Here is a 14,285-nt window from a genome sequence, read left to right on the forward strand (position 1 = left end):
TTAGCGGATGATGCCGCGTTGCGACGCGTCGATGAAATCGACGAGCGCCTTCACCGGCACATCGCCGTCGCCGCCCGCCTCTGCCAGCTCGCGCAATTGCACCTTCGCTTCCTCGAACGACAGGCCGTTCTTGTACAGCACGCGGTACGCGCTGCGCAGCGCCGAGATCGCATCGGCCGAGAAGCCGCGCCGGCGCAGCCCTTCGACGTTGATCCCGTGCGGCTCGGCCTTGTTGCCTGCCGCGATCACGAACGGCGGGATGTCCTGCACGAGCGCCGACGCGCCGCCCAGCATCGAGTGCGCGCCGATGCGCACGAACTGGTGCACGCCCGACATACCGCCGACGATCGCCCAGTCGCCGATCTCGACGTGGCCGGCCATCTGCGCGTTGCTCGACAGGATCACGTGATTGCCGACGCGGCAGTCATGACCGATGTGCACGTAGGCCATGATCCAGTTGTCGTCGCCGAGCGTCGTCACGCCGCCGTCCTGCACGGTGCCCGTGTGGATCGTCGTGAATTCGCGGATCGTGTTGCGATTGCCGATCACGAGCTTCGTCGGCTCGTCCTTGTACTTCATGTCCTGCGGACGACCACCGACCGACGCGTAATGGCCGATGCGGTTGTCCTCGCCGAGCGTCGTATGGCCTTCGATCACGCTGTGCGAGCCGATCGTCGTGCGCGCGCCGATCGTGACGTGCGGACCGACGATCGCGTACGGGCCGATCTCGACCGATTCGTCGATCTGCGCGCCCGGTTCGACAATCGCGGTGGGATGAATCCTGGTCATGCGCCGTTGCCTCTCGATGTGATGTGTCGCGTTGCGTTGCCTATGCGTGACGCGTCGCTCAGGGCGCCACGTCGGTCGTCTTGACCGTGCACATCAGTTCGGCTTCCGCGGCCACCTTGCCGTCCACTTCCGCCACCGCCTTGAACTTCCAGATGCCGCGGATGTAGCGTTCGAACGTCACGTTCAGAATCAGTTGGTCGCCCGGCTCGACCGGACGCTTGAAGCGCGCACCGTCGATCCCGACGAAGTAGTACAGCGTGTTCTCCGGATCCTTCGGCTGCTCTTCCGAGAAGGTCAGCAGCGCCGCGGCCTGCGCGAGCGCCTCGAGGATCAGCACGCCCGGCATCACCGGCCGCTTCGGGAAATGCCCCTGGAAGAACGGCTCGTTGATCGACACGTTCTTCAGCGCTTTGATTCCCTTGTGCGGCTCGAGTTCGAGCACGCGATCGACGAGCAGAATCGGGTAGCGATGCGGCAGCAGCGTGAGGATCTTGTGGATGTCGAGATTGATTTTTTCAGTGCTCATGATGGTTCGTCTCACGCAGAGGCTGCGCGGTGGTGATGCAAAGGCTGAAGCGGGCCGCCGTGCGGCCCAGTCTGGCAAACCGGGCCGGTTGCGCTGGCCGTACCCGGTTCGAGGTCTCGCATGATGCGCTCAGGCGTCCGTGCCGCCCTGGGCGGCGAGCGTGGCTTCGAGCGCCTTGATGCGCTCGCGCAGCTTGTCGAGGTTGCGCACGAGCGCGGCGCTCTTGTTCCATTCGCCGTGGTCGACGGCCGGGAACGCGCTGGTATAGATGCCGGCCTTCGGCAGCGACTTCGATACGCCCGACTTCGCGGTGATGATGACATAGTCGCCGAGCGTCACGTGGCCGGCGATCCCGGCCGCGCCGCCGATCATGCAGTGGCGGCCGATCGTCGTGCTGCCCGCGATGCCCGCGCTGCCGGCGATCACCGTATAGGCGCCGATCCGGCAGTTGTGGCCGATCTGGACCTGGTTGTCGATCTTCACGCACTCCTCGATGACGGTATCCGCCATCGCGCCGCGATCGATCGTCGTGTTCGCGCCGATCTCGACGTCCGGGCCGATCGAGACGCCGCCGACCTGCGGGATCTTGACCCAGCTGCCGGTGCGCGCGTCGCCGTCGCCGACGAAATCCGGCGCGAAGCCGAAACCGTCGGAGCCGATCACGGCGCCCGCATGGATGATCGCGCGCGGGCCGATCTTGCAGTCGTGGTACACCGACGCGTTCGGATACAGGTGCGAACCCGCGCCGATCGTCGTGCCGCGGCCCACGAATACATTCGCGTCGAGTTCCACGCCGTCTTCGATCACCGCACCGGCCTCGACCGTCACGTGCGGGCCGATCACCGCGCTCGCGGCGACCTGCGCGGCCGGATCGATCGTCGCGCTCGGATGCACGCCGGCGGCACGCGGCGGCGTCGCCAGATCGATGAACATCTGCGCGACGCGCGCGAAGTACGCGTACGGGTTTGGCGTGACAATGAAATTGCGGCGGCCGGCGTCCCGGGGGCCGGCCGTCCGGCCGCTCTCGGCCGCGCCCAGCTTTTCCAGATCCTTCGGCGCGATCAGCACCGCGCCGGCGCGGGTCGACTCGACCTGCGACAGATACTTCGGATTCGCGAGGAACGCGAGTTGCTGCGGGCCTGCCTGGTCGAGCGGGGCGAGCCCGCTCACCTTGCACTGTGCGTCGCCGGCGATCTCGCCGCCGAATCGCTTTACGAGATCCTCAAGCGTCAATGCCATTCGTCGTCTGCTCCGTTCAGTTCGTCGAGCCGGACGCGAGCGCCTTGAGCACCTTGTCGGTGATGTCGATGCGCGGGCTGACGTACACGGCTTCCTGCACGATCAGGTCGTAATTCTGCTGCTCGGCGATCTGCTTGATGACCTTGTTCGCCCTCTCGAGCACGGCCGCCAGCTCCTCGTTGCGGCGCTGGTTCAGGTCTTCGCGGAATTCGCGCTGCTTGCGCTGGAAGTCGGTATCGAGCTGCGCGAGATCGCGCTGCTTCTGCGCGCGGTCGGCCGCCGACAGCGACGCACCGTTCTTGTCCAGCGAATCGGACATCGACTTCAGACGCGCCGCCAGATCCTGCAGATCCTTGTCGCGCTTCGCGAACTCGGCTTCGAGCTTCGTCTGCGCCGCCTTCGCGGGCGCCGACTCGCGCAGGATCCGATCCGAATTGACCGCCGCGATGCGGGCGACGTCCTGTGCGTGCACCGTCGCCGCGCCCAAGGCCAGCGCAACGGTCAGCGCGCACATCACTCGTTTCGAAAACTTACCGGTTAGCAAAATTACCCTCTCGTTGCTGTTGTCATGCGTTCGGTCAGAACGCCGTCCCGATCTGGAACTGGAATTTCTGGTACTTGTCGCCTTCGTTCTTCTGAATCGGGAAGCCAAGGCTCAGCTTGAGCGGCCCGATCGGCGAAATCCACGCGAGGCCGACGCCGTACGCGTAACGCAGGCCGTTCGCGCCCGTGGCGGTGCCGCCCGGCGCGTTGCCCCAGACGTTGCCGCCGTCGACGAACGTGAACACGCGCAGCGTGCGGTCGTAGCCGGTGCCCGGCAACGGGAACGTCAGCTCGATGTTGCCGACGAGCATCTTCGAGCCGCCGATCGGGTCGCCCGTCTTCGAGTCGCGCGGTCCCAGCGAGCTCGGCTCATAGCCACGCACGGAGCCGATACCGCCAGCGTAATAGTTCTTGAAGATCGGGTACGGATTGCCGATGCCGTTGCCGTAGCCGCCCTGGATGTTCATGCCCAGGATGAAGCCGCGCGAGAACGAATAGTAGTACTGCGCCTGCAGGTCCGCCTTGTAGTACTGGATCTTGCCGACCGGCACGCCGTACTCCATGTTCGCCTGCGTGAAGTAGCCGCGGCTCGGAATCAGCGCGCTGTCACGCGCATCGCGCGACCACGCGACCGTCAGCGGCACCGTGTTCGACACGCGGCCGAACTGCTGCACGTAATCCTGGTAGCTCTGCGGCGTGTTCGAATCGACGTCGAGACGGTTCTGTTCGAAGCCGGCGCCGAAGTAGACGGTATCGACTTCCGAGAACGGAATGCCGAACTTCAGGTTGCCGCCCGCGCTGATGATCCGGAAGCTCGAGCTCGTCGAATAGTAGAGCGGCTGGTACGTACGGTAGAAGACGTCGGTGATCCGCTTGATGCCGTCGACCGTGAAGTAGGGATCAACCTGCGTGACGGTCAGCGTGCGGTAGCTCTTCGCGGTGTTGACGTTCACCGACAGGCTGGTACCCGAACCGAACACGTTGTCCTGCGACACGCCGGCCGACAGCACGACCTTGTCCGTCGACGAGAAGCCGGCGCCCAGCGTGATCGCGCCGGTCGGCTTTTCGTCGACCTTCACGTTCACGTCGACCTGGTCGTTCGTGCCTTCGACCGGCACGGTCGTCACGTCGACGTTGGTGAAGTAGCCGAGACGGTTCACGCGATCCTTCGACAGCGCGAGGCGGTTCGAATCGAACCACGAGCTTTCGAGCTGGCGCATTTCGCGGCGCACCACTTCGTCGCGCGTGCGCGTGTTGCCGACGACGTTGATGCGGCGCACGTACACGCGGCGGCTCGGATCGACGACGAGGTTCAGGTTCACCTTGTGGTTCGCCTGGTCGATCTCCGGCTGCGCGTTGACGGTCGCGAATGCGTAGCCGTATTCACCGAGCTTGTCGACGATCGATTTGGTGGTCTGCTGCAGCTTTTCGGCCGAGAAGCGATCGCCCGGCTTGATCTTGATCAGCTTATTGAGTTCGGCCTCGCGATCGAGCAGGTTGCCCGACAGCTTGATGCCCGACACCGTGTACGGCTCGCCTTCGTGCAGCGTGACCGTCAGGTACATGTCCTTCTTGTCGGGCGAGATCGACACCTGGGTCGACTCGATGTTGAACTCGAGATAGCCGTGGTTCAGGTAGTACGAGCGCACTGCTTCGAGGTCGCCCGTGAGCTTTTCCTTCGAGTACAGGTCGTTCTTCGTGTACCAGGAGAACCAGTTCGGCGTCGACAGCTGCATCTCGTCGCGCAGCGTGCTCGTGCTGTACGCCTTGTTGCCGATGAAGTTGATCTGGCGGATCTTCGCGCTCGGGCCTTCGGCCACCGCGAACAGGATCGACACGCGGTTCGCGTCGACCGGCGTGACCGTCGTCTTGACCTCGGCTGCGTAGAAGCCGCGCGTGAGGTACTGGCGCTTGAGCTCCTGCTCCGCCTTGTCGACGAGCGCCTTGTCGTAATAGCGGCCGTCGGCGAGACCGACTGCGCGCAGTGCCTTCGTCAGGTTGTCCTTGTCGAATTCCTTCGTGCCGGTGAAGTCGATCGACGCGATGGCCGGACGCTCCTGCACCTGCACGATCACGACATTGCCCTGCGTGGCGATGCGTACGTCGTTGAAAAAGCCCGTCGCGTACAGCGCGCGGATTGCTTCGGATGCCTTGTCGTCCGTGAAGGTATCGCCCTGCTTGATCGGCAGGTAGGCGAACACCGAACCCGCTTCGACGCGCTGCAGCCCCTCGATCTTGATGTCTTGCACCACGAACGGTGCCGCTGCATGGGCCGCGAGGCCGTGCGCGGCGAGCGCGGCCGCTGCAACTGTCTTAGGTACAAAGCGATGAGGTTTGAACAACATGCATCCCCAATATTTAGCTGCATCAAATCAGGCGGCTGCCTAGCGGCCGCCGCCTGACGCTTCAGAAATGGATTAACCGAGCCAGATCGTTGAACAGCGCGATCGCCGACAATGCGACGATGCAGATCAACCCGGCTCTTTGCAGAATCAGTTGCCAGCGCTCCGAGACGGCTTTCCCGGTCGCAGCTTCAACCGCATAATATAACAGATGCCCCCCGTCCAAAACGGGAATCGGCAACAAGTTCAGGACGCCAAGGCTAATGCTGACAAGGGCGAGGAACGACAGGAACGCTGATGGACCGAGCCGCGCACTCTTGCCCGCGTAGTCGGCAATCGTCACCGGGCCGGACAGGTTCTTCAGCGACGCATTGCCCGTAATCATGCGCCCGAACATCCGCAGCGAATACACGGAGATGTCCCACGTACGGTGCGCGCCGAGCTGCAGGCTCTCGATCGGCCCGTAGCGCACGTCGACGGACGGCGTATGCATCGACAGCGCCGCGCCGATACGGCCGACCTGCTGCCCCGACTCGTCGTCGCGCTGCGTCTGCGGCACGATCGACACCGCCTGCGCGACGCCGCCGCGCTCGATCTGCAGGTCGAGCGGCTTGCCCGCATGGTGTTTCACGAAATCGATGAATCGCGATGCGCCGCCGATCGGCTTGCCGTCGAGCGCGACCAGCTTGTCGCCGGGCTTCAGGCCCGCCTGCTCGGCCGCGCTGCCGGGCTGCACCGACGCGACCGACAGCGTGCCGCCGCCGGTCTCGAAGCCCAGATGGGCCATGAAATCGTCGTCGAGCTGACTTTCGGGAACATGGCGGAGGTCGACGCGGAAATCGAACGTCGTGTTGCCGTCGCGTGCGCCGAGCACGATCTCGCGGTGGTCGAACGCGGCCGCCAGCAGCTTCCAGCGCAGGTCCGACCACGACCGCACCGGCTCGGACTCGCCGCCCTGCGCGTTGCGGATCGACACGATCGTCTCGCTGCCGTCGAAGCCCGCGCGCGCCGCCAGCGTGCCGGCGGCCGGCGGTGCGACGATCGCGGCCGGCTCGGTCACGCCGCTCGCAAATACGACGGAAAACAGCACGATTGCCAACAGAAAGTTGGCAATGGGCCCGGCCGCGACGATCGCGATGCGCTTGTAGACGGATTGCCGGTTGAACGCCTGCCCGAGTTCTTCGGGCGGGATGCCGGGGCCGGGATCGCGCTCGTCGAGCATCTTCACGTAGCCGCCGAGCGGCAGCGCGGACAGCGTCCACTCGGTGCCCGTCCTGCGGCTGACCCAGCGCGCGACGGGCTGGCCGAAGCCGATCGAGAAACGCAGCACCTTCACGCCGCACCAGCGCGCGACGCGATAATGTCCGTACTCATGCACGACGACCAGCACCCCGATCGCCACCGCAAACGCGATCAGTTCGACCAGCACGTTCATGAGCACCCCATTCAGACAGTGCGCTCCACGCGTGGCGCAGGCGCTTTCGCAATAATTTCGGCGGCGAGGCGGCGTGCCTCGGCATCCGCCGCCAGGACGTCGTCGAGCCCGTCGGGCGTGCGGTTCGGCAGCGTGCTGAGCACGGCGTCGACCGTCGCCGCAATCGCCATGAAGCCGATGCGGCGCTCGAGAAACGCTTCGACCGCCACTTCGTTCGCTGCGTTCAATGCGGCGCTCGCGATACCGCCTTCCTCAAGCGCCTTCAAGGCGAGCGCGAGGCACGGGAAGCGCGCGTAATCGGGCTTCTCGAACGACAGCTGGGCGATCTGCGCGAGGTCGAGCTGATCGACGCCCGCGTCGACACGCTCGGGGAACGCGAGCGCGTGCGCGATCGGCGTGCGCATGTCGGGGTTGCCGAGCTGCGCGAGCACCGAGCCGTCGCGGTACGACACGAGCGAATGGATCACGCTCTGCGGATGGATCAGCACGTCGATCCGGTCGCCCGGCAGCCCGAAGATCCAGTGCGCCTCGATCACCTCGAGGCCCTTGTTCATCATCGTCGCGGAATCGACCGAGATCTTGCGGCCCATCACCCAGTTCGGGTGCTTGCACGCCTCGTCCGGCGTCACGTCGACGAGCGTGGCCGGCTCGCGCGTGCGGAACGGGCCGCCCGACGCGGTCAGGATGATCTTCGAGATCCCGCCGTGCTCGGCCGCGTCGCGCGGCATGCACTGGAAGATCGCGTTGTGTTCGCTGTCGACCGGCAGCAGGATCGCGCCATGGTCGCGCACCGCGTCCATGAAGATCGCGCCCGACATCACCAGGGCTTCCTTGTTCGCGAGCAGGATGCGCTTGCCGGCGCGCGCGGCCGCGAGGCTCGGCGCCATGCCGGCCGCGCCGACGATCGCCGCGACGACCGTATCGCAGCCGTCGCTCTTCGACACGTCGACGAGCGCCTGCGGCCCGTACAGCACCGTGGTCTTGCTGCCCGCCGCGCGCAGCTTCGCTTCGACGTGCGCGGCCGTCTGCGCATCGCCGACCACCGTGACTTCAGGCGCGAAGCGCAGGCACTGCTCGACCAGCTTGTCGCCGTTGCGGTGTGCGGTCAGCGCATAGACCGAGAAGCGCTCGGGATGGCGCGCGACCACGTCGAGCGTGCTGTCTCCGATCGAGCCCGTGGAACCGAGCAATGTCAGACGTTTTTGCATAACAGAAATAATGGTTTAACCAAGCAGCAGCATCGCGAGCGGCAGCACCGGCAGCAGCGCGTCGACACGGTCGAGCACGCCGCCATGACCCGGCAGCAGTCCGCTCGAATCCTTCACACCCGCCTGCCGCTTCAGCAGCGACTCGAACAGGTCGCCGATCACGCTATACGCGACCAGCAACGTCAGTGCGGCCCACGCGCCGGGCATCCCGTAGCGCACGGCGAACGCAGAAAACAGGGTCGGCTCGAACGCATGCGCGGCCATCGCGACGCCGGCGACGACCATCACGGCGAGCCAGCCACCGATCGCGCCTTCCCAGCTCTTGCCGGGACTGATCGTGATGGCCAGTTTACGCTTTCCGAAGGCCTTGCCCGCGAAGTATGCGCCGATATCGGCGAGCCAGACGACCAGAAGCAGCGACAGCACGAACGGCACGCCCTGCGCGCGCGCCGCGACGAGCGCATGCCAGCAGGCCGCGAAGACCACGAGGCCGGCCGCCAGCAGGAACGGCCGCCATACGCCGCCCGCGAGCTCGGGCTTGCGCCGCAACGTGAACGGGCCGACCAGCAGCCAGAACACGCCGGCTGCCATGAAAAGGGGACGGGACGAAGCCGCGTCGACGCCGAGCGGCGCCGTGGCCGCGAGCGCCAGCGCCGCGACGACGGCATAGACGACCGGGCCGGCACCGCCGAGCTTGAGCAGGCGCGCCCACTCCCACGCGGCAAACACGAGCACGACGCCGATCAGCGCGCCGAACGCGGTGAGCGGCGCGAACAGCGTCACCGGCAGCAGCACCGCCAGCATCACGATCGCCGTGATCACACGGGTTTTCAGCATGAAAGAGAGTCGGCGTTCTGCGATTGCGGTTCGAGCTGTGCGCTCGTGCGGCCAAAACGGCGCTCGCGCTCCGTATACGACGCCATGGCGTCGGCCAGTGCCGCGCCGTCGAAATCCGGCCAGTATTTGTCGGTGAAATAGAATTCGGCGTACGCGAGTTGCCACAGCAGGAAGTTGCTGACGCGCTGCTCGCCGCCGGTACGGATGAAGAGATCGGGCTCCGGCGCATAGGCCATCGCCAGGTGCGGCGCGAACGCGTCCTCGGTCACTTCGACCTCGCGACCTTCGCGCACGGCCTGCTCGACGAGCTTCTTCGTCGCCTGCAGGATGTCCCACCGGCCGCCGTAGTTGGCCGCGATGGTGAGCGTCAGACGGGTATTGCGCGCCGTCTTGGTTTCGGCGCGGCGAATCAGTTCGCGGATGCGCGGCTCGAAGCGGTCGAGATCGCCGACGACACGCAGGCGGATCCCGTTCGCATGGAGCTTGCCGACCTCGCGCTCGAGCGCGGTGATGAAGAGTCGCATCAGGAACGACACTTCGTCGTTCGGCCGGCGCCAGTTCTCCGAACTGAACGCGAACAGCGTCAGGTATTCGACGCCGGCGCGCGCGCAACCTTCGACCACCGACCGCACGGCATCGACGCCACGGGTGTGCCCCGCGACGCGCGGCAAGCGGCGTTCGGTCGCCCAACGGCCGTTGCCGTCCATGATGATCGCGATGTGACGCGGCACGACGCCGACGTCAGGCACGCGAACGGTAGAGCTGGTATAGGTCATGGCCGTTGAGACAGTAATGCGGGAAGAAGGCGGCGCGCGAGGACGGTCGTCAGACCGTCATGATCTCGGCTTCCTTGGTCTGCACGAGCTTGTCGATTTCGGCGACGTGCTTGTCGGTCAGCTTCTGCACGTCGTCGCTCGCACGGCGCTCGTCGTCTTCCGAGATTTCCTTGTCCTTCACGAGCTTCTTGAGCGCTTCGTTCGCGTCGCGGCGCAGGTTGCGGATCGCGACCTTGGCCGTTTCGCCTTCGCTCTTCACGACCTTGGTCAGCTCGCGGCGGCGCTCTTCCGTCAGCGCGGGCATCGGCACGCGGATCAGGTCGCCGGAGGTGGCCGGGTTCAGGCCCAGGTCGGCTTCGCGAATGGCCTTCTCGACCTTCGCGACCATCGGCTTTTCCCACGGCTGCACACCGATCGTGCGTGCGTCGACGAGCGTCATGTTGGCAACCTGCGAGATCGGCACCATCGACCCGTAGTAGTCAACCTGCACGTGATCGAGCATGCCAGTGTGCGCACGGCCCGTACGGATCTTTGCCAGATCACTCTTGAATGCATCGATCGAGCGCAGCATCTTCTGCTCGACGCCCTTCTTGGTATCAGCGACACTCATTTCAACCTCCGAACCTTCTAACCTTCAAAGAACACGGGCCCCGCCCGGCGCATCCGGCGCGCCGCGGCCGATGACCCGCATCCGCGGGAGTTTACACGTGGACGAGCGTACCTTCGTCCTCGCCCAGCACGATGCGCTTGAGCGCGCCCGGCTTGTTGATCGAAAACACGCGAATCGGCAGCTTCTGGTCGCGGCACAGCGCAAAAGCCGTCGCGTCCATCACCTGCAGGTTGCGGCTGATCGCCTCGTCGAAAGTGATCGTCGTGTAACGCGTGGCCGACGGATCCTTCTTCGGATCGGCAGAATATACGCCATCGACCTTGGTCGCCTTCAGCACGACCTCGGCGCCCACTTCCGAACCGCGCAGCGCGGCGGCCGTGTCCGTCGTGAAGAACGGGTTGCCGGTACCGGCCGCGAAGATCACGACGCGGCCTTCCTCGAGCTGGCGAATCGCGCGGGGCCGGATGTACGGCTCGACGACCTGGTCCATCCGCAGCGCGGACTGCACGCGCGCCTCGATGCCGGCGTGGCGCATTGCGTCCTGCAGCGCCAGCGCGTTCATCATCGTCGCGAGCATCCCCATGTAGTCTGCCGTCGCGCGATCCATGCCGGCCGCGCCACCCGCGACACCGCGGAAAATATTACCGCCACCGATCACGACCGCGAGCTGCGTACCGAGACGCACGACTTCGGCGATATCGGCCACCATCCGTTCGATCGTCGCGCGATTGATGCCGAAGGCATCGTCGCCCATCAGCGCTTCGCCGGAGAGTTTGAGAAGGACGCGTTTATAGGCATTGGACATAGGGGCTTCCGAGCGACGAGAGGATGACAACCACGAACTGTAGGGGCGAAATACTGATTCGGGCAAGCGCCGACGGTCGGACCGGGTTTCCCGGCCGGCCGGCGGCGGCGCCGACCGCGGCGGAGCGGACGCCCGCCGCGGATACTGCCTGACTGCTTACGGCTTACTGCTGCTTTGCTGCTGCGACTTGCGCGGCCACTTCGGCGGCGAAGTCGTCCTGGCGCTTCTCGATGCCTTCGCCGACGACGAACAGCGAGAACTTCTGCACAGCGGAATCCGCTGCCTTCAGCATCTGCTCGATCGTCTGCTTGTCGTTCTTCACGAACGTCTGGTTCAGCAGCGACACTTCCTTCAGGTACTTCTGGACGCTACCGTCGACCATCTTCGCGACGATCTCGGCCGGCTTGCCCGATTCCGCAGCCTTCTGCTCGGCCACGCGGCGTTCCGTCTCGATCAGTTCTGCCGGCACGTCAGCCGACGACAGTGCGACCGGCTTCATCGCCGCGATGTGCATCGCGACGTCCTTGCCGACCTGCTCTTCCGCACCCGTGTACTCGACGATCACGCCGATACGCGCGCCGTGCAGGTACGTTGCGATCTTGTTTGCGGTTTCGAAACGGACGAAACGGCGGATCGAGACGTTCTCGCCGATCTTGCCGATCAGTGCCAGGCGCACTGCGTCGACCGTCGAACCTTCGAGCGGCAGTGCCGACAGCGCAGCCACGTCAGCCGGGTTTTGCGTCGCAACGAGTTCTGCAACCGTCTTCGAGAATGCGAGGAAGTCGTCGTTCTTCGCGACGAAGTCGGTTTCGCAGTTCAGTTCGACCAGCGCGCCTGCGTTGCCGCCGACGAACGATGCGACGACGCCTTCTGCCGTCACGCGCGATGCCGCCTTGCTCGCCTTGTTGCCGAGCTTGACGCGCAGCAGCTCTTCAGCCTTGGCCAGATCGCCGTCAGCTTCCGTCAGCGCCTTCTTGCACTCCATCATCGGTGCGTCGGTCTTTGCGCGCAGTTCTGCCACCATGCTTGCGGTAATTGCCGCCATCATTCGCTCCTTGAGTCTGTATTCACAACGCCGCCCGCTTGGACGCGAACGGCCGAGATTCGTTTCCGGACCCGCACCAAATCGGCGCGATCAGGTCCGGCGCACAAGCTTAAAAAAAGGGGGCCTGTTGAGAGCCCCCTTTTTGCGCCGGCTCGGGGCCAGTTACGCGTTTTCCTCGACGTACTCGTCGTCGCCGCGTGCAGCCTGGACCACTTCGTTGACCGCGTTTGCACGGCCTTCGAGGATCGCGTCGGCCACACCTTCAGCGTACAGTGCGACTGCCTTGCTCGAGTCGTCGTTACCCGGGATCACGTAATCCACACCTTCCGGCGAGTGGTTCGTATCGACCACGGCGATGACCGGCACGCCCAGCTTGTTCGCTTCGGTAACGGCAATCTTGTGGTAGCCGACGTCGACGACGAAGATTGCGTCCGGAATGCCGCCCATGTCCTTCACGCCGCCGATCGACTTCTGCAGCTTGGCGATTTCGCGTTCGAACAGCAGCGCTTCCTTCTTGCTCATCTTCTCGGTTTCACCCGATTCGACGGCCGCTTCCATGTCCTTCAGGCGCTTGATCGATACCTTCAGCGTCTTGAAGTTGGTCATCATGCCGCCGAGCCAGCGTGCATTGACGTACGGCATGCCCGCGCGCTGCGCTTCCTGGGCGATCGTGTCGCGCGACTGGCGCTTCGTGCCGACGAACAGGATCGTGCCGCGGTTCGCTGCCAGCTGACGCACGTACTTCTGTGCGTCCGTGAACATCGGCAGCGTCTTTTCGAGGTTGATGATGTGAATCTTGTTGCGGTGACCGAAAATGAACGGAGCCATCTTCGGGTTCCAGAAGCGCGTCTGGTGACCGAAGTGGACACCCGCTTCCAGCATTTGGCGCATCGTAACTGCCATGTAAATTCTCCACGAGGGTTGGGTCTTAAGCCGGCTGCCGTACCGCCGCGCGAATCTGCCCCGGAGGGTCCGATTCCACGCGGCCGGCACCCTGGTTGCGCCGGCTTGCGATTCGACACGTGCAAAACGCCCGTGCCGTAAGCCTTTCACCGCCATGCCACCCCAAAACGGGGCAAGTTCGGCATTTGGATATCGACTTAGCCAAAGAGTATAGCACGCCGATTTGTCCGCCCTCAAGTCGCCCACCACTTTTGCTTGCCGCGCGGCGACGGGGCGGACAATCCGCGAAAACCCGCATCCGCACCGCCGGCAGGGGCTGCGACGCCTGCCAGAAGGTGCGATAATCCGTCAATTCACCGCATTCCAGGCATACCTCGATGGCTATTACGCTCAAAAACGAACACGATATCGCCGAGATGCGCGTCGCCTGCCGTCTCGCGAGCGAAGTGCTCGACTTCATCACCCCGCACGTCGTCGCGGGCATCACGACCGCCGAACTCGACCGCCTCTGCCATGAGTTCATGCTCAACGAGCAGGGCACGGTCCCCGCGCCGCTGAACTACCAGCCGCCCGGCTATCCGCCGTACCCGAAGGCCACCTGCATCTCGGTCAACGACGTGATCTGCCACGGCATCCCCGGCGAGAAGGTGATCAAGAACGGCGACGCGCTGAACATCGACATCACCGTGATCAAGAACGGCTACTTCGGCGACACGAGCCGGATGTTCATCGTCGGCGAAGGCTCGATCATGGCGAAGCGCCTCGTGCAGACCACCTACGAATGCATGTGGCTCGGCATCGACCAGGTCAAGCCCGGCGCGCACCTCGGCGACATCGGCTACGCGATCCAGAAGCACGCGGAAGCGCAGGGCTACAGCGTCGTGCGCGAATACTGCGGCCACGGCATCGGCACGGTGTTCCACGAGGATCCGCAGGTCGTCCACTACGGCCGTCCGGGCACGGGCATCGAACTGAAGGCCGGGATGATCTTCACGATCGAGCCGATGATCAACGCCGGCAAGCGCGACATCCGCACGATGCCCGACCAGTGGACGGTCAAGACGCGCGACCGCAGCCTGTCCGCGCAGTGGGAGCACACGGTGCTCGTCACCGAAACCGGCTACGAAGTGCTGACCGTATCGGCCGGCACGCCGGCGCGCCCCGTGTTCGCGCAACCGGCCGCCGCGGTCTGAGCGCCACCGCGCCAGCCCGCCCTGCCCGCACCTG

Annotated in this window: 14 protein-coding genes; 1 reads left to right on the plus strand and 13 read right to left on the minus strand. The window is 65.0% G+C overall.

Annotated features, from left to right (window positions below):
- The 13 genes from lpxA to rpsB all read right to left on the minus strand — a co-directional run bounded on the left by lpxA (position 1) and on the right by rpsB (position 13,058).
- Positions 1–789: an acyl-ACP--UDP-N-acetylglucosamine O-acyltransferase gene (gene lpxA / locus BDO18943_RS28855; protein ID WP_043190842.1), complete on the minus strand. Its 789-nt coding sequence runs from the start codon at positions 787–789 to the stop codon at positions 1–3.
- A gap of 58 nt (positions 790–847) precedes the next feature.
- On the minus strand, positions 848–1,315 hold the full coding sequence (gene fabZ / locus BDO18943_RS28860) for a 3-hydroxyacyl-ACP dehydratase FabZ (RefSeq protein ID WP_021159112.1): 468 nt from the start codon (positions 1,313–1,315) through the stop codon (positions 848–850).
- Positions 1,316–1,444: 129 nt separating this feature from the next.
- The gene (lpxD, locus tag BDO18943_RS28865) at positions 1,445–2,554 is read right to left on the minus strand and encodes a UDP-3-O-(3-hydroxymyristoyl)glucosamine N-acyltransferase (protein ID WP_175024956.1); all 1,110 of its coding nucleotides are present in this window, start codon (positions 2,552–2,554) and stop codon (positions 1,445–1,447) included.
- A gap of 16 nt (positions 2,555–2,570) precedes the next feature.
- A complete protein-coding gene (locus tag BDO18943_RS28870) occupies positions 2,571–3,068 on the minus strand; it encodes an OmpH family outer membrane protein (protein WP_043190836.1) in 498 nt (165 codons plus the stop codon).
- Positions 3,069–3,132: 64 nt separating this feature from the next.
- A complete protein-coding gene (gene bamA, locus BDO18943_RS28875) occupies positions 3,133–5,442 on the minus strand; it encodes an outer membrane protein assembly factor BamA (protein WP_175024957.1) in 2,310 nt (769 codons plus the stop codon).
- 61 nt (positions 5,443–5,503) lie between these two features.
- Positions 5,504–6,874 (minus strand): RIP metalloprotease RseP, encoded by a 1,371-nt coding sequence (rseP, locus tag BDO18943_RS28880; RefSeq protein WP_175024958.1) that lies wholly within the window; start codon positions 6,872–6,874, stop codon positions 5,504–5,506.
- 11 nt (positions 6,875–6,885) lie between these two features.
- Positions 6,886–8,082 (minus strand): 1-deoxy-D-xylulose-5-phosphate reductoisomerase, encoded by a 1,197-nt coding sequence (locus BDO18943_RS28885; protein ID WP_175024959.1) that lies wholly within the window; start codon positions 8,080–8,082, stop codon positions 6,886–6,888.
- Between the two features lie 15 nt (positions 8,083–8,097).
- Positions 8,098–8,919, minus strand: a complete 822-nt coding sequence (locus BDO18943_RS28890) for a phosphatidate cytidylyltransferase (RefSeq protein ID WP_043190825.1) — start codon at positions 8,917–8,919, stop codon at positions 8,098–8,100.
- Positions 8,913–9,695, minus strand: coding sequence for a polyprenyl diphosphate synthase (gene uppS / locus BDO18943_RS28895; RefSeq protein WP_122945701.1), 783 nt, complete (start codon positions 9,693–9,695; stop codon positions 8,913–8,915). The genes BDO18943_RS28890 and uppS overlap by 7 nt, the downstream gene beginning before the upstream one ends.
- Positions 9,696–9,744: 49 nt before the next feature.
- Entirely contained in the window at positions 9,745–10,305 is a 561-nt protein-coding gene (frr, locus tag BDO18943_RS28900) for a ribosome recycling factor (protein WP_175024960.1), read from the minus strand.
- Positions 10,306–10,396: 91 nt separating this feature from the next.
- The gene (pyrH, locus tag BDO18943_RS28905) at positions 10,397–11,110 is read right to left on the minus strand and encodes a UMP kinase (protein ID WP_011352459.1); all 714 of its coding nucleotides are present in this window, start codon (positions 11,108–11,110) and stop codon (positions 10,397–10,399) included.
- Positions 11,111–11,273: 163 nt separating this feature from the next.
- On the minus strand, positions 11,274–12,155 hold the full coding sequence (gene tsf / locus BDO18943_RS28910; protein ID WP_043190814.1) for a translation elongation factor Ts: 882 nt from the start codon (positions 12,153–12,155) through the stop codon (positions 11,274–11,276).
- A 162-nt stretch (positions 12,156–12,317) separates the two neighbouring features.
- The gene (rpsB, locus tag BDO18943_RS28915; RefSeq protein WP_011352461.1) at positions 12,318–13,058 is read right to left on the minus strand and encodes a 30S ribosomal protein S2; all 741 of its coding nucleotides are present in this window, start codon (positions 13,056–13,058) and stop codon (positions 12,318–12,320) included.
- 377 nt (positions 13,059–13,435) lie between these two features.
- Here rpsB and map point away from each other — a divergent pair, with 377 nt between their 5' ends.
- Positions 13,436–14,251 carry a type I methionyl aminopeptidase gene (map, locus tag BDO18943_RS28920; protein ID WP_089450837.1) on the plus strand — a complete coding sequence of 272 codons (816 nt, stop codon included), beginning with the start codon at positions 13,436–13,438 and terminating at the stop codon, positions 14,249–14,251.
- The last annotated feature ends 34 nt before the right edge of the window (positions 14,252–14,285 follow it).

The sequence above is a fragment of the Burkholderia aenigmatica genome (assembly GCF_902499175.1).
GTDB lineage: Bacteria > Pseudomonadota > Gammaproteobacteria > Burkholderiales > Burkholderiaceae > Burkholderia > Burkholderia aenigmatica.